Source organism: Myxococcus virescens (assembly GCF_900101905.1).
Classification (GTDB): domain Bacteria; phylum Myxococcota; class Myxococcia; order Myxococcales; family Myxococcaceae; genus Myxococcus; species Myxococcus virescens.
The window spans coordinates 1-21,730 of record NZ_FNAJ01000035.1; the positions used below are offsets into that span (position 1 = coordinate 1).

Annotated in this window: 22 protein-coding genes and 1 pseudogene; 18 read left to right on the forward strand and 5 right to left on the reverse strand. The window is 66.6% G+C overall.

Translation table 11 applies throughout. From position 1 onward, the window contains the following. The first annotated feature begins 62 nt into the window (after window positions 1–62). Genes BLU09_RS37610 through BLU09_RS37625 form a run of 4 tightly spaced genes read left to right on the forward strand, consistent with a single transcriptional unit; the run spans window position 63 to window position 2,167 of the window. A complete protein-coding gene (locus BLU09_RS37610; RefSeq protein ID WP_090495966.1) occupies window positions 63–1,016 on the forward strand; it encodes an amidoligase family protein in 954 nt (317 codons plus the stop codon). Window positions 1,017–1,056: 40 nt separating this feature from the next. Then, window positions 1,057–1,542: a gamma-glutamylcyclotransferase family protein gene (locus tag BLU09_RS37615; protein ID WP_244172419.1), complete on the forward strand. Its 486-nt coding sequence runs from the start codon at window positions 1,057–1,059 to the stop codon at window positions 1,540–1,542. Beyond that, window positions 1,539–1,931, forward strand: coding sequence for a gamma-glutamylcyclotransferase family protein (locus tag BLU09_RS37620; protein ID WP_090495967.1), 393 nt, complete (start codon window positions 1,539–1,541; stop codon window positions 1,929–1,931). Before BLU09_RS37615 ends, BLU09_RS37620 begins: the two co-directional genes overlap by 4 nt. 5 nt (window positions 1,932–1,936) lie before the next feature. Continuing rightward, a complete protein-coding gene (locus BLU09_RS37625) occupies window positions 1,937–2,167 on the forward strand; it encodes a hypothetical protein (protein ID WP_090495982.1) in 231 nt (76 codons plus the stop codon). 44 nt (window positions 2,168–2,211) lie between these two features. Here BLU09_RS37625 and BLU09_RS39005 read toward each other — a convergent pair whose 3' ends face one another. After that, on the reverse strand, window positions 2,212–2,394 hold the full coding sequence (locus tag BLU09_RS39005) for a hypothetical protein (protein WP_141254452.1): 183 nt from the start codon (window positions 2,392–2,394) through the stop codon (window positions 2,212–2,214). Between the two features lie 727 nt (window positions 2,395–3,121). On the opposite strand from BLU09_RS39005, the gene BLU09_RS37635 reads away from it, so the two are divergent. The 7 genes from BLU09_RS37635 (at window position 3,122) to BLU09_RS37665 (ending at window position 10,458) form a co-directional block, all read left to right on the forward strand. Continuing rightward, window positions 3,122–4,408: a TIGR02270 family protein gene (locus tag BLU09_RS37635; protein ID WP_090495969.1), complete on the forward strand. Its 1,287-nt coding sequence runs from the start codon at window positions 3,122–3,124 to the stop codon at window positions 4,406–4,408. 6 nt (window positions 4,409–4,414) lie between these two features. Then, a complete protein-coding gene (locus tag BLU09_RS37640; RefSeq protein ID WP_090495970.1) occupies window positions 4,415–5,437 on the forward strand; it encodes a DUF2169 family type VI secretion system accessory protein in 1,023 nt (340 codons plus the stop codon). Next, window positions 5,434–6,483, forward strand: coding sequence for a 3-oxoacyl-ACP synthase (locus BLU09_RS37645; RefSeq protein WP_090495971.1), 1,050 nt, complete (start codon window positions 5,434–5,436; stop codon window positions 6,481–6,483). Before BLU09_RS37640 ends, BLU09_RS37645 begins: the two co-directional genes overlap by 4 nt. Next, window positions 6,480–7,820 (forward strand): DUF4150 domain-containing protein, encoded by a 1,341-nt coding sequence (locus BLU09_RS37650; RefSeq protein WP_090495972.1) that lies wholly within the window; start codon window positions 6,480–6,482, stop codon window positions 7,818–7,820. The genes BLU09_RS37645 and BLU09_RS37650 overlap by 4 nt, the downstream gene beginning before the upstream one ends. A 3-nt stretch (window positions 7,821–7,823) precedes the next feature. Beyond that, the gene (locus BLU09_RS39720) at window positions 7,824–8,546 is read left to right on the forward strand and encodes an SMI1/KNR4 family protein (RefSeq protein ID WP_244172420.1); all 723 of its coding nucleotides are present in this window, start codon (window positions 7,824–7,826) and stop codon (window positions 8,544–8,546) included. Window positions 8,547–8,738: 192 nt separating this feature from the next. Continuing rightward, window positions 8,739–9,605 (forward strand): hypothetical protein, encoded by an 867-nt coding sequence (locus BLU09_RS37660; protein ID WP_090495973.1) that lies wholly within the window; start codon window positions 8,739–8,741, stop codon window positions 9,603–9,605. A 289-nt stretch (window positions 9,606–9,894) separates the two neighbouring features. Beyond that, entirely contained in the window at window positions 9,895–10,458 is a 564-nt protein-coding gene (locus tag BLU09_RS37665; protein WP_244172421.1) for a cell wall protein, read from the forward strand. A 64-nt stretch (window positions 10,459–10,522) separates the two neighbouring features. Here the strand turns inward: BLU09_RS37665 and BLU09_RS37670 are convergent, their stop codons facing one another. Next, window positions 10,523–12,394 (reverse strand): HEAT repeat domain-containing protein, encoded by a 1,872-nt coding sequence (locus tag BLU09_RS37670; protein ID WP_090495974.1) that lies wholly within the window; start codon window positions 12,392–12,394, stop codon window positions 10,523–10,525. Window positions 12,395–12,484: 90 nt separating this feature from the next. Beyond that, window positions 12,485–13,060: an RDD family protein gene (locus BLU09_RS37675; RefSeq protein ID WP_090495985.1), complete on the reverse strand. Its 576-nt coding sequence runs from the start codon at window positions 13,058–13,060 to the stop codon at window positions 12,485–12,487. 480 nt (window positions 13,061–13,540) lie between these two features. On the opposite strand from BLU09_RS37675, the gene BLU09_RS39010 reads away from it, so the two are divergent. Together BLU09_RS39010 and BLU09_RS37685 are read left to right on the forward strand one after the other, a co-directional pair. After that, complete coding sequence (locus tag BLU09_RS39010) at window positions 13,541–13,780, forward strand: hypothetical protein (RefSeq protein ID WP_167371237.1); 240 nt, start codon at window positions 13,541–13,543, stop codon at window positions 13,778–13,780. A 53-nt stretch (window positions 13,781–13,833) separates the two neighbouring features. Then, window positions 13,834–14,283 carry a hypothetical protein gene (locus tag BLU09_RS37685; protein WP_208610786.1) on the forward strand — a complete coding sequence of 150 codons (450 nt, stop codon included), beginning with the start codon at window positions 13,834–13,836 and terminating at the stop codon, window positions 14,281–14,283. A gap of 166 nt (window positions 14,284–14,449) precedes the next feature. On the opposite strand, the gene BLU09_RS37690 is transcribed toward BLU09_RS37685, so the two are convergent. Further along, entirely contained in the window at window positions 14,450–15,652 is a 1,203-nt protein-coding gene (locus BLU09_RS37690; protein WP_208610787.1) for an exodeoxyribonuclease VII large subunit, read from the reverse strand. Between the two features lie 215 nt (window positions 15,653–15,867). On the opposite strand from BLU09_RS37690, the pseudogene BLU09_RS39980 reads away from it, so the two are divergent. The 3 genes and pseudogenes from BLU09_RS39980 to BLU09_RS37700 form a co-directional block, all read left to right on the forward strand. After that, window positions 15,868–16,023, forward strand: a pseudogene (locus BLU09_RS39980) (YihY/virulence factor BrkB family protein); the annotation flags it as partial. A 71-nt stretch (window positions 16,024–16,094) separates the two neighbouring features. Continuing rightward, window positions 16,095–16,286 (forward strand): YihY/virulence factor BrkB family protein, encoded by a 192-nt coding sequence (locus tag BLU09_RS39985; RefSeq protein WP_261771523.1) that lies wholly within the window; start codon window positions 16,095–16,097, stop codon window positions 16,284–16,286. Between the two features lie 78 nt (window positions 16,287–16,364). Beyond that, entirely contained in the window at window positions 16,365–18,446 is a 2,082-nt protein-coding gene (locus BLU09_RS37700; RefSeq protein ID WP_244172425.1) for an AsmA family protein, read from the forward strand. A gap of 59 nt (window positions 18,447–18,505) precedes the next feature. Here BLU09_RS37700 and BLU09_RS37705 read toward each other — a convergent pair whose 3' ends face one another. Next, window positions 18,506–18,943 (reverse strand): phosphate-starvation-inducible PsiE family protein, encoded by a 438-nt coding sequence (locus BLU09_RS37705; protein WP_090495979.1) that lies wholly within the window; start codon window positions 18,941–18,943, stop codon window positions 18,506–18,508. A 571-nt stretch (window positions 18,944–19,514) separates the two neighbouring features. On the opposite strand from BLU09_RS37705, the gene BLU09_RS37710 reads away from it, so the two are divergent. Together BLU09_RS37710 and BLU09_RS39725 are read left to right on the forward strand one after the other, a co-directional pair. Beyond that, entirely contained in the window at window positions 19,515–20,024 is a 510-nt protein-coding gene (locus tag BLU09_RS37710) for a hypothetical protein (RefSeq protein ID WP_090495980.1), read from the forward strand. 1,194 nt (window positions 20,025–21,218) lie between these two features. Continuing rightward, the coding region (locus BLU09_RS39725) for a hypothetical protein (protein WP_244172426.1) at window positions 21,219–21,730 on the forward strand (512 nt) is incomplete at its 3' end.

A 21,730-nucleotide genomic window follows, 5' to 3' on the forward strand; every position in this document is an offset into this window, starting at 1 on the left:
AGAGCGTGTATGTGTTTCGCGACGGGCGCCACAGCCCCGCGCGAATGCGAGAGGCAAACCCCATGAAGACGCTCCGGTTTGGAATTGAGATTGAGACGGTTGGCGCCACCCGCCAGCAGCTGGCCTACGCGATTCAGAGCGCGGTGGGTGGACACGCCTCCGGCGACTACCGGGGTTGGCAGGTGACGGACACCCAGGGCCGCAGCTGGAAGGTGGTGGCGGACGCCTCGCTGAGCGGGAGCTCTTACAGCGGCGAAATCGTCTCCCCCATCCTCACCTACCAGGACATGGACGCCTTACAGCAGGTGGTGCGCGCCGCGCGCGAGGCCGGCGCACGCGCCGACGCCTCCACCGGCATCCACATCCACGTCGACGGCAGCCGCTTCGACGCGAAGGGCGTCACCAACCTCGTCAAGATGGTGCACAAGCAGGAGCGCCTCCTGGAGACGGCCCTCGGGGTGAGCGCGGCTCGGCTCGCCCGGTACTGCCGGCCCATCGACGCAGCCTTCCTCCAGCGGCTGGAGGCCCGGCGCCCCCGCACCCTCCAGGATGTGAATGAGGCTTGGTACGGGCGCCGCAACAGCATGCCCAACCGCTACGACTCCAGCCGCTACCACGGCCTCAACCTCAACAGCCTCTTCTTCCGGGGCACGATTGAATTCCGGTACTTCAACGGAACGGTGCACGCAGGCGAGGTGAAGGCCTACGTCCAGCTGGTGTTGGCCCTCGCCGCCCGGGCCCTGGCTTCGAAGGCCGCCTCCAGCAAGCGCCGCGACTTCAACCCCGCCACCGCCAAGTACGACTTCCGGGTGTTCCTCCTTCACCTGGGGCTCATCGGCGAGGAATTCAAGACGGCCCGCCTTCACCTCCTGAAGCGCCTGGAAGGCAGCGCCGCCTGGAAGGGCCAGCGCCGCGACAGGCGCGGCTCGGGAGGGGAAGGCACGCCCGGCAGCGAAGGCGCGCAGGGCGGCAGCGACAGCGCCCAGGGCGGCGTGCACGAGGCCCTCGCCGCCTGAAGCGGTTTTCACGCCGGGCCCTTGAGGGCGCTGGCCGGCAATGACTACGGCGGGCCGCGCGCCCGCCCTCAACACGGAGAAACCCATGCTCTACTTCGCCTACGGCTCCAACCTCGACAGGGCCCAAATGCGCACGCGCTGCCCCAACGCCACCGTCGAAGCCCGCGCCACCCTTCCCGGCCACACCTTGGTGTTTGGCGGGTATAGCCGCCGCTGGGGCGGCGCCGTCGCCAGCCTCCAGCGCGTGCGCGGCACCCACGTCGAGGGGCTGCTGTACCGCCTCACCCCCGAGGACTTGCGCGCCCTCGACGCCTTCGAGGGGCACCCCCTCGCGTACCGGCGCGCCATCCGGTTGGTGACGGACAGGGCCGGGAAGCGCCGCCGCGCGCTGGTGTACCTGCAGCCCGAGTCGAGCCTCGAGGCCTGGCCGCCCGCTGTCCGCTACTTCCGCGTCCTCTGGCACGCCTACGGACGCCTGGGCTTCAACCGCGCCGCGCTCGCGAGCGCCCTGGGAGGTGCGGCGTGAAGCGCGCTTCCCCCGCAGCAACGCGCGTCTTCGTCTACGGGACGCTGCTGTCCGGAGAGCCCAACCACCACCTCCTGCGTGGCGCCCGCCTTGTCGGTCCGGCGCGGACGCGGCCCTGCTTCACCCTCTACGACTACGGGCCATTCCCCGCCCTGGCCTCGAAAGGCCAGCACACCGTCGCGGGGGAAGTGTACGAGGTGGACGCCCCTATGCTGGCGGCGCTCGACAGGCTCGAGGGCCACCCCCGCTTCTACCAACGCAGCCCCATTACTCTCGACGGGGGCGCGCGCGTCGAGGCATACCTGTTTCCCAAGGCGCGGCTGGCAGGCTGCCCCACCATCGAATCCGGTTGCTGGCGTCGACACATTCAAGAGAGGAAATCATGGTAATCGTCATGCGTGACGGGCGTGTCCTCCAGGGCACTGCCGTCCAAATCGTGAAGGGAATGCAGGACATCGCCTTCGGAGTGGAGCGCTTGTCCTTGGGTGAGTACATCGACTGGGTGGTAGGCAATGCCCAGCGTTTCGAGTCCGTCGCGCTGCGCGTCCAGGGCGAATCCGACGAGGAGAAGGCCGCGTCGCTCGTGGAGGAGATGCTGCGCGAGGGCCTGGCGACGAGGGGGTGACGGTGCCCTCCCCCAGCGCCCCACATGAGGACTTCGCGCGTGCGCTACTTCCCGTTCAGCCCCTGGCGAATCGCCTCGCGCAGGGCTTCCCGCAGCAGGTACACCTCCCCCAGCAGGCGAAGCACATCCTCAGCCGCGCGCTGCAGCGGCGTCCCCTGTTCCGCGGGGTCGTCGCTCAGCAACCGCAGGTAGTGCCCTTCGAGCCCGTTGAGTTCCTCGTCCGTCATGGGGCGCCTGCCTACCGAGGGACGTGACGCCGTGTCCAGTCGGGGCGTCCTCCACTGCGGGAAGAAGGCCCTCGTGGGCCCCGCGCGCCTCCACAAGCACCAAGGCCTCGCGCGCGCCCAGCGCCGTCAGCGCAGCCTCCTCCGCCCGTCGATACGCGTCCTTCGCTGCGGCCAACCGCGTCCGCGCCTTGAGACTTCCGTCCAAGCACGCATACGCCCGCTGCAACTCCACCTCTACCCGCCCCAGGCGCTCCGCGAGTGCCCGCCGCTTCTTCATGCTCATGGAGAGGGTGGAGAGCAGGTGGCATGCCGCACCTTCACGGACGCCTCTTCACTCGGGACGTGCTGAGCGCCGGCCCAGTGCCCACGTCCGTCGGCTTGCACTCTCCAGTCCGGGCAGGAAGACGCCAGCCACCACCGCCCACGGGATGGAGTCCCTGGCGACATTGGCCCATGAATTGAACTGCCCCGAAGGGCGATGCCACTGAAGGGCGTGGTTCCAATCAAGCCAAGTAGCTATCGAGTTCTGCCCACAGACTGACGGTGACTTGCCGTGCGGGGTTCGGCACTCGTTGCCCCGGCCGCGCACTCTTCCTCAGTGCTCGCCATTGCCACCGCATTTGAAGCAATGGCTTTCACGCACCAACCCTATGTGCAAAAGGAAGGAATTCCCTCCATGTCAGTCCTTGCGGCTATACTTCCTGGAATAGAGGGGGAAGCAGGGAACATGCTTTTGGTAGACGTGCTGGAGGAGTATCTCGACGAGGCCGAGTTCCGGTGGCAGCAGTGGGAGAGGGCCCTGGAGGCGCCGGACTTCACTCTCGGCGAGGTGGCAACGCTCGAGGAGAGACTGCTCGCGCACCTGGAGGGGCTGGAGGACGAGTCCGCACTCGACACCGTGCTGCGCCCGGCCTTCGACTCGGAGGAAGCGCTGCGCGTCTCGGCCGCAACCTACGCGCTGCTGGGGCTGGGCCAGGTGGACGAGGTGCTGGTACGGCTGCGAGGTGCGGAAGCGCCCACCCGTGCCGCCATTCTCCGGGCGTTGGAGGTGAGTGAAGCACCAGGGCTGGCCCCTCGCCTCCTCGAATTGCTGAAGTTGGAGGACACGGTACTTCAGGCGGGAGTGCTGGAGACGCTGGCCTTCCGCCAGGAAGCGCCCGTGGAGGTGCTGGCGCGCTTCTTCACCCATGACGAGCCGCGGGCGCGAGTCGCCGCCCTGCGCGGGGCGCCTTCGCTGCCAGAGGAGACGGTGCGCAGGCACTTGCCCGCGCTGCTCGATTCGGCCCACCCCGGCATTCGTGCGGCGGCCATGGAGGCGGGCCTTGCCTCTGGAGTGCAGCTGGCCTGGGAAGCATGTCGTAAGGCAGTGCAGGCGCCCGGCACTCATACCCAGGAAGCCATGGTGTTGGTGGCACTGGGTGGTGACGAGACGGAAACCTCCCTCCTCGTGGACTTGCTGGAGTCCGCCGAGCTGCGTGCCCACACCCTCTGGGCCCTGGGCTTCAGCGGGCGGGTAGCGGCCATGGAGTCCTGCGTGAGGTACCTTGCGGTGCCCGAGGTGGCACGGCTGGCGGGAGAGGCCTTCTCGGCCATGACGGGCCTGCGCCTGGAGGGCGCCTTCGCCCTACCGCCAGGAGAGACGCCTGAAGGCGCGCCGGTACCGCCGGAAGAGCAGGAGAGCCTCGACGCCGACTTGACGCCCCGCCCAGAGGACGACCTGCCCTGGCCGCGGGTGGCGGCCGTGAAGGACTGGTGGACGCAAAACCAGGCGCGCTTCGCGAAGGGCACGCGCTACCTCCTGGGGCAGCCCTTCAGCGGCCAGGTGCTGGTGGAGGCGCTGGCGTCCAGCCCCATGCGACGCCGCCACGTCCTGGCGCAGGAGTTGGCCATCCGCACCCGCGGGCAGCACCGCATTCCTACCCGCGCCTTCACCCACCGCCAACGCGCGGCCCTCGCCAGGGCCCAAGGCGCCGCCCACCTGCGCGCCGCGCCCCTGGCCTCCACCCTCCGCTGACAGCCCATGCCCGCCCTGGAGAACTTCACGCCCTTCGCGGCCACCGACTTCCTCTCGCTGACGAGGGAGGGCGAGGAGTGCCTCGTCCTCGTCGTCGCCGGCAGCTTCGTCCTGCCTCCGGCCGGACGCACCACCAACACACCGCTGCCGGTATGCGAGGAGCAACTGCAGCCCGCCACCACGGACACGTATTGGGGCGAGCCGGAGAAGTCGAGCCTGCGCTACGAGTCGCAGTCGGCGTACACACGGCCGGGTACGGACGTGCTGCTGCACGGCCAGGCCTGGGCGTCCCGCGGCCGCAAGGTGACGCGGACGCAGGTGGCGGTGCGGGTGGGCACGCTGGAGACGCGGGCCACCATCTTCGGCACTCGCGTGTGGTACCGCGGCCTCATGGGGCTGAGTGCCTCGGACGCACTGCCCTTCGAGTCCCTGCCGCTGCGCTACGAGTACGCCTTCGGCGGCACCACGGCTTCCGGCCACGAGGCGCGCAACCCCGTGGGCCGGGGCTACTGCGCCAACGCGAAGGAGGCGCTGGAGAAGCCCCTCCCCTCCATTGAGGCGCCCGAGGCCCTCGTGCGCGCCTGGGCGGACAGGCCCCCACCGCGCGGCTTCGGCCCGGTGGCGCGGCACTGGCAACCGCGCCTGGGCTGGGCGGGGACATACGACGCGGCCTGGGTGGCAAAGCGCGCTCCCCTCTGGCCCCGGGATTTCGACGAGCGCTTCTTCCATGCCGCACCAGACGGCTTGCGCGCTTCGACTCACCTGCAGGGCGGAGAGCCGGTGGTGCTGGAAGGCGTCTCGCCCGACGGGCCATTGGCCTTCCACCTCCCCACTCACCGACTCCTGGCCCGCTGCACCTTCGCTGGCCGGCGGGAGAAGCGGCGAATGGTGCTGGACACGGTGCTGCTGGAACCGGACGAGGGCCGACTCGTCCTCACCTGGCGAGCGACGTTTCCAGCGCACCGGCAGTTGGCCATGCATGAGGTGAGCACCGTGCGGCTCATGGAGCCCTGGGAGGACGCGCCATGAGTGCAGCGCAGGTGGTGGGCCTGGGCCTGTGCACGCCGGTGGGCACCTCGACGCATATGACGCTGGCATCCTTGCGTGCTGGCCTCGTGCGCTTCGCGGAGACGGAGGTGCTGGACGACGTGGGCGAGCCCGTGCGGGCCTCGCGGCTGAGTCTCCTCGACGTCTCCCTCTCCCGCACGGAGCGAATGGTGGCCCTGGCCCGGCAAGCCATTGCCGGAGTACGGCCGCTCTTAGACGCCCTCCCTCCAGGGCGGGTGCCGCTGTACCTCGGACTGCCGGAGGCAAGGCCGGGCGCCCAGGTGGAGCAGGAGGCGCTGGTGGCGGCGCTGCGAGACGAGACAGCGGGACGGCTGGAAGTCGCGCAAGTGCACGAGTCCGGGCGAGCCGCCTTCTTCGAGGCCCTGGCCTCCGCCCAGAAGGATTTGCACTCCGGCCGCGCGGGAGCGGTGGCCCTGGTGGGCGCGGTAGATTCGCTGGCCGACACTGCGTCCTTGGAGGCGCTGGTGGGAGCGCGGCTGCACCTGGGGCGTCGAAATCCAGACGGGACGATTCCAGGAGAGGCCGCGGGCTTCGTCGCGCTGGCGCGGCCTGGCGCCCCCAAGTCCCTGAAGCTGGAAGCCTCGGGCGTCCTGCTGGGCACGGCGCTCGCTGTGGAGCCGAAGCCCTTCACTCAACGTGCACCAAGCGATGCGGACGGGTTGACAGCTGTCCTCCATGCCTTGCAGCGCGATGCCATGACGGGCGCGCGGCGCGTGGACGCGGTATTCGCCTGCCAGCCAGGAGACTCCTTCTGGGGTACCGAATTCACCCGCGCCTACCTGCGCAACACAGCCCTCATGCCCGAGCCCTTGCGCGTCCTCGTCGCGGGCGAAGGACTGGGAGACGCGGGGGCCGGTGCGGGCCCCATCATGCTGGGGGTGGCCCTACACCGGGCACGCTGGCGCCAGGCCGGCGCTCGCAGGACACTCGTCTATGGCAGTGCCGACAGTGGACGCATTGGCGCCTGCGTCGTGGAGATGATTCGAAGCGCCAAGGAGGAAGCATGAGCAAGGTCTTCGCCAACGGTCGCTCCATCCTGCACAAGGGGAGTGGCAACACGCACACCTCGGCGGCCCCCGACGTCTGCAAGGTGCCGACGCCAGGCGGGCCAGTGCCTACGCCCTTCGTCAACTCCGCCCAGGACTCCATGCTCACCAAGGGGAGCAAAAGCGTCACCATCAACGGCCAGCCGGTAGCGCTGACGGACTCCGAGCTGAGCGTCAGCTCGGGCGACGAGCCAGGGACGGCGGGCGGCCTCATCTCCTCGAAATTCAAGGGGAAGATGGCCTGGGGCAGCGGCAGCGTGGACGTGAAGATTGAGGGCAAGGGCGTCGTGCGCTTTCTCGACGTCACCCTCCACAACGGGAATACCTACAATACCACCTTCATCTCCAACGGACGGACTGCCATTGCCTACGGGGACGACACTCAGTGCACGGCCTGTGGAAAGGCCGTCGAAAGCCATCGCGTCCATGAGACGGATGAAGCCGTTGCGTTGAGCGAGGCGGTTTTCATGGAACTCATGAAGAGGCTTCATGAGCAGCGACCGCTTATAGAAAAGTACCTCCGGCTTCGAGAGGAGCGAAAGCAGGCAAACGCTAAGCTGGAAAAAGAGGGCCAGGAGAGGGCCCTCTCCGCTGGCATCCCTCAGATGGAGACGGAGGTGCGCCAACTCCAAGCAAAGCTGAATGAAGAGGCGGCAAACAAGCGCGACCTTCACACTGCACTTACCTCAGTAAAGAACAAGCTCAAAGAAACCAGGGACGAAGTCAAAAGGGGGATGGCGCCGCTTCAGGCCGACATCAAGGCCACCGTCGACAAGCTGACCCAGGAGATGAATGAAATCAATGCCAGGCTCAATGGAATGATGCCGACACTGAGGAAGGATGCGAAGACCGACACATACACTTCGGGCTATATGATTGGTGTCTGTATCTGCAAGTGTCCGCAGAAGCCGAGAATGCTGGCCGCCTGCTCAGGTGAGCCCACGACCGGATTTCGTGAAGCAGTGGCCGCGACACCATTCGAACTGGTTGAGGGATTTCAGATGAACCAGCGCCAGCAGGAAGGGCTTGCGAACGAAGGGCGCCAAAAATGGGAATGCGCCGCACCACAACTCCTCCAGGCTGGCGGCGCAGGAGGACACAAGGTTCGCACCATGTCGGAACGATTCTTCACGCCGATGCAAAGGACCACCGTGGGTGTAGCGCACCAGCGCGCCACCAACAATCATTCGCGGCGCGAATCGGTGGAATTTGGCCATGGGGAGACGGTTCCATCCTGCGAAACTTGCCAAAAGCTCATCCCTGAGATGCTGTGCGAAAACCACAAGGAGTGTGCCTGAGCCATGAGGGAATTGATTACACTACTCGAACACTACGTCCCAGAATATAGCAGCCAAGTTCAAGGAGCATCAGACTGGGCTCTCGACAATTTGGAAGAAGCCTTCGGCCAACCGCTCCCTGAGGTCTATCAGGATTTCGCCCGCGAGATGGGGAAGAACGGAGGAGCACTCCTTGGTCATGTCGATGCCTATGATCCGTTCGACGTTGCTGACAAGTATCAACTCGCAACGGAGGACAATCCTCCGCGGCGATTCTTCTTTGTTTTTGGGGACCCCGATCCTCTGAGTCCCTCTCACTACTGGCTTGATCTAGAAGCTCCGTCCGAAGACGGGGATTTTCAGGTGGTTCGGATCCCATTGTTTCCGGATGCATGGAAGACAAAGCTGGACCGGAGGTACTTCAGCTTTCGAGAAATGCTCTACATCTGGGCAATGGAGCGCGTCTGCCTACCATGTTTTCCCCACCGACTTCTGTACCAGCAGGGAGAGACGACAACAGCCGAGGAACTCGCCCGTTACCTTGAGAAGATGGGCTTCGTCCGCCTGCCCTATCCTCGGAACAGCATGCTTTTCGAACGGGACGACGCCGCCGCTGGACTCTATCGCGCGCTCAATAGCTCGCGCTTCGAGTTTCACGTAGGCATGCGCAGTCCCGACAAGCTCAAGCATTTCCAGGCTGTCCTTGAGGATAATACGGACCTCAAGAAGTCCATTTGGGAGCCATAGCGCTCATCGTGTGTGACGGACAAGGCGAGAGCGCTCGGCACCGCGATGGCGAGCTCCGTCCCACTCTGGAACTGAACGGAGACGATGGGCTCTGACAATCTGGCCTACAGCGTCGCGTCCCGCCCCTACTCATGCGGCGCAGAAATTGGGCATGTACCGAACGCTTTGCGACGAGGCAGAGTGGTACCCTCCATGGACACCCGCAGCGAGATTGAGCGCTTCCTCCGCACCGGCGACTACGACGCCCACAGCGGGGCTTGGCCGGGCGACATCCTCGAAAGGGAGAGGCGGGCGCACGACGAACTCCGTCAGTCCCTCGCCATGGAGGTGCAGCGACGCACCGCGGGCATCGGCGTCCCGGAGAAGCTCCAAGGCCTCGACGTCGTCGCCCTCACCCGCCGCAAGGTGGAGCCCATGGTGCGAGGCCTCTTCCCCAGCGCGGAGCAGGACGCCGTCCTCGCCGTCCTGGAGCGCTCCGTCGTATTCCTCACTCCGGCCAACATCTCCCAGGTGCTGCTGAAGTCCTCCTGGCTGAATACCGCCTGGGACTTGGCCAACCTGTACCTCCTCAGCGTCGGTGCCGAGCTGCTGGGCGAGGACGCGCCCCGCCTCCTGGGCCTCAGCGAGCACACGACGTGCTACGTCTCCCTCTCGTACTTCGACGAGGAATCCCCCTTCGCCGACTTCCTCGTCCATGAGGCGGCCCACGTCTTTCACAACTGCAAGCGCCGCACGGCGGGCCTGCCCGAGACACGCCGACGCGAGTGGCTTCTCGACGTCGACTTCCGGAAGCGCGAAACCTTCGCCTACGCATGCGAGGCGTACAGCAGCTTCGTCGAGGCCGGCCGCAGCCCTCAGGAGCGCCTGGCGCTCGCCGAGGAGTATGCGGCCCGCGCGGCGCCGTCCGATGAGCGAGTGTCGGTGGCCGAGGTAGTGGAGCTCGTCCGCGAGGCCGCGGCGGCAAGGAATGGGTGGAAGCGCATTCTCGCGCGGTGCGCTCCAGAAACACGCGACGTGACGCGTGGCACAGTGAAAGGAGTCCTTTCCATCAGCCGGTGAGGAGCCGTCACGTCGTTCGTGTGAATCCTCGCTCCCTGCGCATCGACTACGACTCCGGCCTGAGAAATGGTAATCGTCCTTGGCGATTGATTCACCAAGGTACTGGGACTGCTCACCGCGCAGCCGACAGCACGTGAAGGACAATGTTTCACATATGAAGAGACTTCATCGCCATCGCGCTTCGCAGGTATTTCCGAAAACAAGGCAGAGCGTTCCCGGTCAGGCCTCTCCGGTGCCGTCCATTGAGTCCGCGCTCCGCACCGCGATTCGGAGGGAGGCCACGGGCCCCGTGGCCTCGCTCACTGCGGCCCTGAACCGCCTGGCGAACCGGCTTGCCCGAGAGCCGAAACAGGCCCAGCCGGCGCGCACAGGCCGCAACACGGGGCCCACGGTGGCAACCAGGCCCGTCCCAGCCCCAGTGGAGGCCGCCCCGCCCGCAGCCGCAGCTCCCGCCCCCACGGCCAGCGCCTGCGCCGTCATCGGCTGCAAGCGGCCCCTCCGTAGCCAGGGCTACTGCGCCGCCCACTACCAGAAGCGGCGCCTCATGATGGCCACGGGCCGCCTGCACGCCGCGTGGGTGGAGGACGCCGCGCCCCACAGCATCCCTGAAGTCATTCTCCCGCGCGGGCGCAGGCCCAAGGCCGACGCCGCGCCTCCTGCTCCGAAGCCGCCCGTCAGCGCCACCCCTCGCATGTGGGTGCGCAAGAAGGGGGCAGCAGGCGCGGACGGCACCTCCGGCCAAGGGACGCCAACGCCTGCCGGGCAGCCGCCCCTCGCATCGGAGCGCGAGCGCGCCACGGCCACCGCCCAGCGTTGGGCCAACGAGTTCCGCTCGCGGACGCGCCGCGCCTGAATCGCCCCGCCCGCGCCAGGCCCCCTCCTACCCCAAGGGGGGCACCCGTTCACGCGCGGTGGCGTCAGTGCCGTCCATCCGGCTCGACGGGGACCAGGCGCCCGCCCTCCGTGACGCGCACCACGTGGGCGGGTGCGGTTGTGCCAGCTCGGCCACACACGACTGCGTCGAGCCGCTGGTTCGTCGTCCCCACCACCAAGTCTCCCCCACCATCCAGTGCGTATGCCATCGGTGCGCCTGGGAGAGTCACCCAAGGCGTCGCACGCCACCGCCCCTCAGACGAGTCGACACGCACCAGACGTCCGGCTCCGCCATACATGTGTGCGAGTCCCTCCACCACCACGAGGGCGCCGTGCATCCGCACGACTCGCAGGGGGTTGGCCTGGGGCTCCTCCAGCACCGTCACACGCCCGGCCTCATGCACTTCCAGCGCGCCCCCAAACTCCCCGTCGTCCCATCCGACGAGGCAGGCCTCTCCCATGGCTTCGAGGACGGACGCTGAATCCCCACCACGCACAGCTGCACACGGACTCCCTCGTGGGGGCGCCTTCGGCTTCCCCCAGTGCAACTGGACAGAGGTGTGTCCCTCGCGCAGCGTCCAACCCCCGCTGCGTCCAGGAATAATGCGGGCGCAGTCGATGGACTCCGCATGCCGCACCTCCTGTTCGGCGAGGCCTTGCAGGGCCAACCTCGCGTGGCTCCGCGCCACCGGAGAGGCGTGCGTCGTCACCACCCGCTGGAGCAGCGGCACCAGCTCTTCTGCATGGGCCCTAAAGGCATAGCTGCCCAACGCATAAACGGCCGCGGCCTGGACTTCGCTGTGCGGCGCGTCCACCGCTTGGCGCAGCGCCTCGAGGGCGGCTGCGTCTCCCACGCGTCCAAGGGCCTCCGCGGCCCGCGCGCGCACCCAGCCCTCCTTTCCCGTGGCCAGCAGCCACAGCAGCGGCACCGTCGCGGCTGGCCGCGCCACGTCCCCCAGGGACGCGAGGCTCGTGAGGGCCCGGGCATGGCATTCAGGCACGGCGAGTTGGTGGAGGACCTCGGGCACCGCAGCAGGGCTCTCAAAGGCCACCAGCGCCTGCAACGCCACGGGCGTGAGGCGCACGTCCGCCCGCTGTAGCGCCTGGAGCGCCTCAGGGGCGGCCTCCGCCCCCCGGCGCGCGTAGGCCGCCAATACCGACGCCACGTAGGCCGCTCGCGGGGTGCACCCGTCGAAGATGGCTTCGCAGCTTGGCACTGGGGCTGAGGGGCAGGACGTTCCTGGCGGGCGCCGGAGAGTGGGCTCCGCCAGCTCCCGCGCGAGGAGCGTCCGCAAGCGCGGGACGGAAGTCTCCGTGTACGCGGAGGCGCGCCGGGCGAGCACGTAGCGGACCAGCACCAGCTCCTCCCAGCTCGACTCCGGATTCTCCAGCACGTCCAACAGCACCGGGGCCAATGTCGGGCCGAGGTGCTCCAGCGTCGACGTGGGCGACTCCAGGAGGTGGCGCACAATGGCTGGAGCTGCTCGCTCGTCATCGAGAGAGGAGAGCGCGTGCAGGGCCATCCCACCAGGCTCTCGCTCATACGCCCTGAGGAGCGCAGGCAGGGCGCCCTTGGCCTTCTCTTCCATGTTCGCCAGCGCCTGTGCCGCACCGCCGCGGACGCGACGGTCCGCGTGACGAAGAAGCAGAATCAGATGGGGGACGACGTCCTCCCCCACTTGCCCCAACTTCCATGCAGCACATGCCTGCTCCGGCGGAAGCCACTTCTCCCCCGTGTCGGGACCGTGGAGTTCCTGCAGTAGCGCAAGGCACGCGTCAGCCCCCTCGCAGCAGCTCTCCCACGTCCTGGTGTCTTCCCGCTTCCACCGCCGGGAACACCCCAGCGACAGCGCCACCACCATGCACACGAGTCCGGCCACCCAGCGGTGGCGCCCGGACTTCCCCCCTCCCTCCATGTCATCGCCTCTCAATCTCCCTTCGCTGTGAAGGGACTCCGAACCAAACGCTTCCGCCAATCACGAGCAGCGCAACGAACAAGGCTGCGCTCAAGGTGCCTTCATGACGCGCGTGCCGGCCACCCAGTCGTGGAGACACCGCCGCTCCTCGCCAACGATGAAGAGCGCATCCACAAGGCCGAACCAGACGCAGTAGCCGCAGAGCGCCATCGGGAGGGCGTTCCGCAGCAGCGCAATGCGCCACACCTCCGCCGGACGGCCGTCGCTTCGGACGACGCAGATCCCCAAGAGCCTCTTACCGAGGCTCGCCCCGGTTCCTCGAATCAGGTTCGCCTGCACGAGCAACACGAAGACCGCCGGGATGTAGATCGCTGGGGCCTGCATCGCATCCTCGCCCGGTAGCGCCAGGCACCGGAGGACGCCCAGGAGCAGGGACGGGAGCACGAGCGCGGCGCCATCGACAAGACTTGCCGCGAGCCGGGCCCTGCGCGGCGCCAGCTCAGGAGCCGCATGAAGGCACCGGAAGCACAGGCCCGCACTGGACGAGGCACAGAAGGCGCAGATGAAGGTGCCGCAGCGAGTACAGGCCAGGGCGGCGGAGAAGCCAGGATGCTCGGAGCATGGGGACTCCGAAATCGACTCAAGGGCCTCGCGGAAGTTGGACATGGAGGGCCGCAGCACAGCTACGCCCGCCCCAAGGCAGCAAGTTTCTTCGGCGAGAAGTTCCCGCCTGCGTCAACAAATGCAACCCAACAGGTTTAGTCTACTAGACCATCCGAGCAGCCCTCTTGCCACCCACTGGTTACCTCGGCGCCCGATTCCGTTGCCTGGTAGCGCGTCCAGCTCAAGAAACGCCCCCCCGGAGCGCACTGCTCCAGAGCCGTTCCTCCAAGCAGAGGCCCGCGTTCCAGCGGATGCGGTGTTCCCTTTCGCGCTCCCTCCAGGAGTCCGCGGTCCCAACATACTTGCCGATGCAGGAGCTTGCCGCGCCCATTCCCCCGTGAAACCCCGCGTACTCTCGCGAGCATTTCAAACATCTCGAATTCGGTCATCCTCCAGGCCAAGAGGACTTGCTTCAGCCGGAAGTAAGAGTGTGTATGTCTCTCGCGACGGGCAACCGCGCCCACGCAGAGCGCGAGGACGACGATGAAGATTAAGAGCACCACTGCCTTCCGGGCCTACACCACCATGCGCGCGAACCAAGCCATCGCCACCAAGCGCTTCATCGTGAAGTCGGTGAACAAGGACGGTTCGAACAGCCGAATGGCACCCACCCAGGCTGCTTGGCAGCTCAACACATTCGAAGAAGCCGAAGCCGCCGAGGCCCGCCGCGCGGAGCTTGAGCGGCTCAATCCCGGCTCGCGCTTCGCGGTCGTCCCGCTTTGACGCCCCTGGGGCCGCACAGGCCCGCGTGCTGCCGTCCAGGGCGCTGCCCCCGCATGAAGCTCGGCGAACTGTGCCAACTACATAAAATTCGGGACTTGCTCCTGCGTTCCGCCGAGTCGGGAGGGGGTCCGTGCGCAAAGCTCGACTGGACGCATGTGCGTGCACCAGAAGTGACCATGACAATGGACCACTCTCTGGACGACACGTACGGATTGGACGATGAAGCTTACGCTAAGATTCACCGGATTCTCGACGAACTCGACCCCGGGTTGCGCGACAGCGTGAACCGCATCCACCGAAAGCTGGCCGCAGAGTTTGCGCGAGGTGGACGGCCTAGCAAGCTCTCCGCGCAAGACTTGACCATCATGCGTCGCGTGGCATACACGCTACGCGAACAGCCAGAGTTCGAGAGCGTTCCACTAAAGACTCTCGACATCCTGGTTATGATGGCCGCGCCGCAAGCATGGGTTGAGGAGGAGCGCCGCAAGCTCGGCTCCACGTAACCCGTTCCTCATCAGGTCAGTGCACCGCCATCCGCTGGCCATCCCTCCACCGCAAACGCTCACCGCCCGACTCATCCGAGAAGTGAGCAGTCGGAGAGCCACACAAAACTGGACACGTGACGCCCTGACCTTCTTTCAGGCTCGGCTCGCCAGGAAGCGCCTCGCCTCATTCAAACACGTCTATCGGCGTTCGAGCCGGAGGAGCCGCAGGCGCCGCTGGAGGTTGCTCGGTGCCAGCATCCACGATGACGTTGCTTACGGCAGCGGCTTTCTCAGAGGGCTTCCGTTTCGGCTTCTGTCGCCTACGTGTCGGCTGTGCCGTCTTTACAGGAGGCACAGAGGGGATTGGAGTCACAGCGGCAGGTTGCGGCTGAAGAGGAGGCGCCGCCATCATGGGAGCCTTGAGCACCCACATACTCAATGCCGCCCCTCCGAGCACGACCACACCTACACCGGCGAGAACCGCCCGCCACCGGCGACGAACCCATGACGTACTCTGAGGCGCGTTTGCCACCACTGGCCCTGGAGCGGAAGGCGCCTGGGCGGGCGCATTCGCCTCTCGCACAGCCTCCTCGTGGCGAAGCCGCGCGGGCGCCATTTCCACAGCATCACGGCGAAGCCGCTCCTTTCGTGCCTGGTTCAACTCGTGGAACAGCTCTCCCACCGCTGACGGAGCGGGGACGAAGAATGAAGCCACCCGCTCGCATAGAGGGTGATCTTCCGCATGCCCAATCGCGACAACAACAGGGATGGATTTCGCCACCTCCGCAACGACCCGCACCACTGCAGGGTGGCTGAATGGGAGGAGCTGCCATTTCTCCGAAGTCCCACCGCGAGCAAGGACGATGGCGCGAACATTGGGCACTCGGGCTGCTTGGCGCACGCCCTCCGCGATGCTCTCCGCGGAGCCCAAGTCCACGTACTCGAACTGGGGGAATCCTGGTTCGAGTGCCTCCGCCTTCTCCAGGGTTTTCCGAATGTCGTGCTCTACGGCCGTGTTTCGACCAGTGACAATGACGGGGCACCGAATGGTGCGCGTTTCCTTCACCGGTTTGTGCCCAACCAACGCCGTTTCGAGGGCCTCTTGCCACTCCTTGTAGCGGGCGGACTTTCTACCAAGGTGCGTGATGGATGTGATGCGCAGGCGAACCGGCTTCGGGATGGTTTTCGCTTCTTGATTCTCCTCGAAGTCCCCCCTCACCACGACCATGTCCCCCTCCGTCGGAATGGCGAGGTGCGAGGAGAGAAGCGCATTGATGTTGACACTGTCGCTCGTCCGCAGGAGCCACAGGAAGTAGGCACCATGCTTGCCTCGCTCAACGGAGATGACCTCGGCTTCGAAGTGACTCGGTCCGTGCGCGTCGCTCACCACCGCCTGGAATGGGCTCTTCTTCTTGCTGCCTCGTCCTCTACCAGTCGAACGACGGAAACCCGCCATGCCAGCCCCCGAGAGGAGTGCATTGAACTACCTGCTGGGGTGGCTACCTAGCAGATGCGTCTGACATGCCCCCACAGAACCCCCATTGGGGCGATTCAGCCTAGCCGCTGACCCAGCGCGTCAGGGAACTCGCCATGGCGTTGGGAATGACGCTGGCGGGAGCCGTCCTGGCGCCGCTCGCCGGTTTCATCGCGGTGGCCGCCCCGGCTCTCGCCACCCGGCTCGGTGAGCCCTGGGCAACGCTGGCTGGCTGGCTGAGGTTTCCCCTCGCGGCGCTGCTGATGAGCCTCTGGGCCGTCCTCTACTCCGTGCTCCCGGATACCCAGCAGAGGTTCAAGTTCATCACGCCCAGCTCCGTGGCGGGGGTGCTCGTCTGGCTTGCTGCTTCGCTGGGCTTCTCCTTCTTACTTATGTCTCCCACTTCAGCACGTTCGGCATCACCTATGGAGCCCTGGGAGGCATCATCGTCCTGATGTTGTGGATGTGGATCTCCTCGCTCGCGCTGCTGCTAGGCGCCGAGAACAACGCCGTCCTCGGTCGCCGTTCCTCTGAAGACAAACGCTGAGCCCGCTCCGGTCCGAGCAGACGGCGCGGCGGCGGTCGACAAAGGGGCAATGCGCACGGCCGGCGAGACAGCCGTCTCTTGCGGGCGCGGCCCAAAAGGGGCCCGGTTGCCTGGGGGCTCCGCGGGGCCAGGGGCCGCTCATCTTACAAGGGCATGAAGAGAACCGCGCACTCCGTCCCCCGTGGCTTGAAGGTCGCGCTCGGTGTTGGGGCCGCCGTGCTGGTGCTGGCTGCCGGCGCGCTGGCCCTGAAGCCGTCGTGGATCGCCGAGCGTCTGCGCGGGCAGCTCGAGGCCATCGCCACCAGCGCCCTCGGCCGTCCTGTGAGCGTCGAAAAGCTCGATGCCCACTGGCTTCCGAGGCCCGGCGCCGCGATCACGAACCTGCGGGTCGAGGGTGACGGCAACGAGCCACCGTTCCTGGAGGCCCCACGTGCGACTGCGACCGTTCAGCTCTGGCCGCTGATTCGGAGTCTCGGCAAGGATGTGCGCGTGAGCGCGCTGAAGCTCGATGCCACGAAGCTGAACCTGGTGCGGCGCGAAGACGGGACGTGGAACCACGAATCGCTCGGGAGCACCCGCCCGAGGTCCGAGCGAGGGGCGTTCGTCGAGGACCTTCGGATTCGAGATGGCGTCGTGAATGTGACCGACCTGCAGGCGGCCGGAGGCACCGCCGCGGTCGTGCTTCGGGAAATCGACGCGGAATTGAAGGGCCTCGGACCGGGTCTGTCGTTCGAGGGCGCCATGAAGGCAGCGCTCGCCGCATCGGAGCAGAACGTGGCGATGGACTTCAAGGTCGATCCGCTCCCCGCCGGGAAGCTCCAGCCCGGCCAGCCGGTGCCCGAGGTGACGCTGCACCTGCGCGGCAAGGACCTCTCCGTGAACGCATTCCGGAACTTCCTGCCTCCGAGGGCGGCTGGTTATTTCACTGGCGGCCGGATGGACATCGGCGCGGACGTGAAGACCGACCAAGGCGAGTACGCGCTCGCGGGCCACGGCTCAGCGAGAGAGTTGAAGCTTCGCGGTGAGCCGGCGAGCGGCTCGTTCGCATTCACCTCGCGCATCGACCCGGCCAATGCGAAGGCGGCGAAGGTGGACTTCACGCAGATTGCGCTCAAGGGCCCCGGCATCCAGCTCGGCGGAACGGCCTCGGCCTGGATGGCGCCCACGCGCGTGCGCTTCGCGCTGCAAGGGCAGGAACTCGACGTGAAGCACCTGCTCGAAGTGCTGCCACCGCAGCCGAAGGATGAAGAATCGGACACCGCGCTGCCTGCCTCGGTGCGCGCGCAGTTGGGGAAGGTCGATGTGGGAGGAACACTCAAGCTGGCGAAGCTCCACCACGGTGCGCTCGTGGCCACGGACGTGGACGCGCAGGCGAGGCTGGATGACGGCGTGCTCCTCGTGCAGCGTGGTGGCGCAACGCTCTATGGCGGGCACGCTGACCTCACGGGGACCCGGGTGGACCTCACCAAGAAGCAGCCGGAGTGGACACTCAAGGTGGTCCTCGCCGGAATGGACACCGCGAAGGCCTTCCAGTCGCTTTCGGGACACCCGTCACTGAGAGGCAAGGCCAGCGGCGAGCTTCAACTCACCGGTACCGGAGTGGATTGGGCCCAAGCGCGGGACAGCGTCACCGGCGGCGGGAGCGTGCAGCTTCGCGACGGTGCCCTCACGACCGCAGATGTCGGTGCGGAGGTGGCTCCGGTACTGACGCGGGGCTTGGAGGCACTGGGGCTCAAGGACGCGACTGGCACGGTCCAGAAAGCGGCGCAGGGCACCCGACTGAACGATCTGAGCGCGCAGTTCCGGGTCCAGGGCGGATGGGTCGCGTTCACGAAGCCCATGGCGTTCCAGTCGGACATTGGCAACGGGACCCTGGATGGCCGGGTGGGCCTCGATCAGCGCCTGGAGCTCAAGGGCACGATCAACGCTTCCGAGCAGTTCGTCTCGGCCATCACCCGCGGTGCGATTCCAATGAAGGCGCCGGTGACGATCCCACTCACGATCACGGGCACGCTCAGAGCGCCTGAGGTGAAGCCTGGCAGCACGCTGGACGTCGCCAAGGGCCTGCTGCCAGGGGGGCTGCGGCAGAAAGGGAGCGATAACCCGGTGAACCGAGCACGCAAGGGCCTTGGAGACCTCTTCAAGCGACCGAGGAAGTAGCGAAGGCGCTTTGCCTCCCGGCAGCGGGCGCCATCATCATCGGGACGCGGCTTCACCGTCTATTCGCGGTTCGAAGCAGGGCCAACGCTGACGTGGGACCGATGGACCAGGAACCAGGTGGCGCCGACGGACAGCAGGAGCAGCGAGAGGGGCAGAACCCTCGGAAAAGTCTCCGCTTCGAGTTCCATCACCACAATCTTTCTGACGACCGCGATCAGCGCAGCCTCCATCACCGTTGGCACGATGCTGCGGTTACGCAGATGTGCGATTCCAATCTTGAAGAGCTCGAGCGCGATGAACACCACCAACCCGACATCGAGCAGGTGCGCGATGGCGGTAGCGTCGAAGGTTCCCGCCAAGAGCCCCCTGCGCACAATTGCCATGAAGAACGCTGCGAGCCCGAGCACGGCAACGACGGCCGTGCCAATGGTCACGCCTACGCTGAGGCTAGCTTCGATGCGCTCCAGCCATCGCTCGATAGTGCTTCGCGCGCCCATGTTTCCCCCGTGGTTGGCAGACTCCGCGCATCGGTGGGATGGCGGATGAAGTCCACCGGCAGTGGAGTGTACCTCCTGTGCTTACCCAAATTCGGGCGCTGCGTCATGGGTGCGTCACGGCCATCTTCGGCAGCGCGTCAAGGCCGGTGAGCGAGGCGCGCGCGAGCCCCCCTGTGTCAGGGAAGATGTCGCCTCGGCTGACGTGCCGAGCCGACGACACACGATTCGGGACGTACCCAGGAGGCCTCTCGCACGTACTGAGCCGATAGACCCAGGCCCTGCTTGAACGTTCACCTGAAGCGCACTTGCTTCGTGCCCTATTGCCGTACACAAAGCCAGCGCAAGCGGCGTGGCGCTTCTCCATTCATGAAATTTATTTCCGGCGACATGTAGTTTCATGCCTAGTCCGGCACAGGATTTCGCATCCCTCCGGGTGTCCACTGCCCTGCAGCAGCAGTCAGCAGTCGCTGGCTGGATTTTCGCCACTCGCGCGAATCATTTCATCCGCTGGCACAAGGGGTGCTCTCCCCGTTCGTGCGACCGCCTGCTCGGTCGACAGGAGAGTGCCCCCATGAAGAAGTGCATTGGTCTTGCGCTGGCGTTGACACTTGCCGCCTGCGGTATGGGACAGAAGGACGAAACACCCTTGAAGGACCCGCCGGAGGACGCCACGGCGCAGACCGTCGCGGTGCGACTGCTTGGCGTCCGTGGCTCAGGGCCCGTCCGCGTTCAAGTCGCCACGCTGGAGCTGTCGGTCGACGGCAACGCGCTCCCGGTTCGGCTTGGTGGCAACGAGATCGATCTCGGCGATGATCAGAATGCGTGGGCAGTGACAACGTTCGACCTTCCAGTCGACGCGCGAAAAGTCGCGATCAAACTGAAGTTCCAGTCGGAAGGCATCGTAGAGCGCAACGGCAAGTCGCAGTTGCTCGACCTGAGCGGACCGCCGGTCTCATTGATCGCGGACGCCGCTCAAATCCGAACGCGCAGCAAGGTCGTGCTTGAGTTCGATCTCTCCCGCTCACTGGTCGACCGTGGCGAACAGGTCTTCATGCTCCCGGAGTTCATCGTCCGCTACTGACGCGACCGCGGGTGACATGTCCACACGTAGAGAACACGACTTGAAGGAAATCAAAGAAGGCTGATGGTGGGGGGAGTCATGCGTTTAGGATGGTTTGTAGCATCTGTGGGATTGCTCACAGGCAATGTCGCGCTTGCGCACGAACTGGCGTGCGAGAAGCGAGTGAATGGCGAGCTGATCTACGAGATCCAATCGTACCCGGCGACGCTCGACTGGACGATGAAGGTACGCAACGTGCACCCAACGGGCGCGTCGACAGTCGAAGCAGTCGAAGATCGACTGCTGACCGACCAGTTCGGCTGGGTGCCTTCGCGGACGCCGACTTACACGCTGGCGGTCGGCGAGTCGCATACCGAGAGCTACACGATCACCGTGAACTCGTTCGAGCAGTGCCAGCAGCTCGCGCTGGCTGACGGCGCGAACGATGAGCTCATCGACAACGTGTTCGCCGCGTCGTGGGACGATGGCGAAATCCAATGCCGGGCACGCGTTGTCTGCCTGCCGCTCTGCCCGCCCCAGACCTGCATCGGTGATCAGGGCCCCCCGGGCCCGCAGGGGCCTGCGGGCGAGGAAGGGCCACAGGGGCCCGTGGGCGACGAAGGGCCGCAGGGGGTGCCAGGCGTCGCTGGACCTCAAGGGGTGCCGGGCGTTGCTGGACCGACGGGGCCGGCGGGTCCTGCAGGGGCAGTGGGTCCCGCGGGGCCGGTGGGTCCTGCAGGGGCAGTGGGTCCCGCGGGGCCGGTGGGTCCTGCAGGGGCAGTGGGTCCCGCGGGGCCGGTGGGTCCTGCAGGGGCAGTGGGTCCCGCGGGGCCGGTGGGTCCTGCAGGGGCAGTGGGTCCCGCGGGGCCGGCAGGTCCTCCCGGTGCTACGGGAGCCGCGGGTCCGGCGGGGCCGGCGGGACAATCCGTGGTCGGTGTGCCCGAACCGCCCGGGGCCAATTGTCCCAATGGCGGTATTCAGTACACCTCCGCATCCGGAATCAATTACGTCTGTGACGGCGATACGGGACCTGCTGGCGCCGTTGGACCGCAGGGACCAGCGGGTCCGGCCGGGCCTGCTGGCCCGGCGGGTGCCACCGGTCCAGCGGGCCCTCCTGGTGCCACCGGAGCGGCGGGACCTGCAGGTGAAGCTGGTGCCACCGGCCCAGCGGGCCCTCCTGGTGCCACCGGAGCGGCGGGGCCTGCAGGACAGTCCGTGGTCGGTGCATCCGAGCCGCCCGGGGCGAACTGCACCTATGGCGGCATTCGGTACACCTCTTCGACGGGGGTCGACTACGTCTGTAACGGGGCACCGGGACCTGCCAGTGACGCCCTGGCCTTCGGATACTTCTATGCCCTGATGCCGCCCGACAACGCGGCGACCGTTGCGGCGGCGTCCGCAGTGGACTTCCCTCGTGATGGTGCCACGAACGGGATCATTCGAGCCAGCGCCAACGAGTTCATCCTGCCCGCGATTGGCGTCTACGAAATCTCCTGGCAGGTCAGCGTTACCGAGGCCGGACAGCTCATCCTCGGGCTCGACAGCGGTTCGGGAGTCGTTGAGCAGATCAGCACCGTGGCCGGGCGGGCGACCGGGACGTCTCAGATCATGAACCACGTGTTGCTCACGACAACGTCGGCGAACTCGCTCCTGACCGTCCGCAATCCCGCCGGTAACTCACCGGCACTGACGATCACGCCTCTCGCCGGCGGAACCCGCGCTGTCTC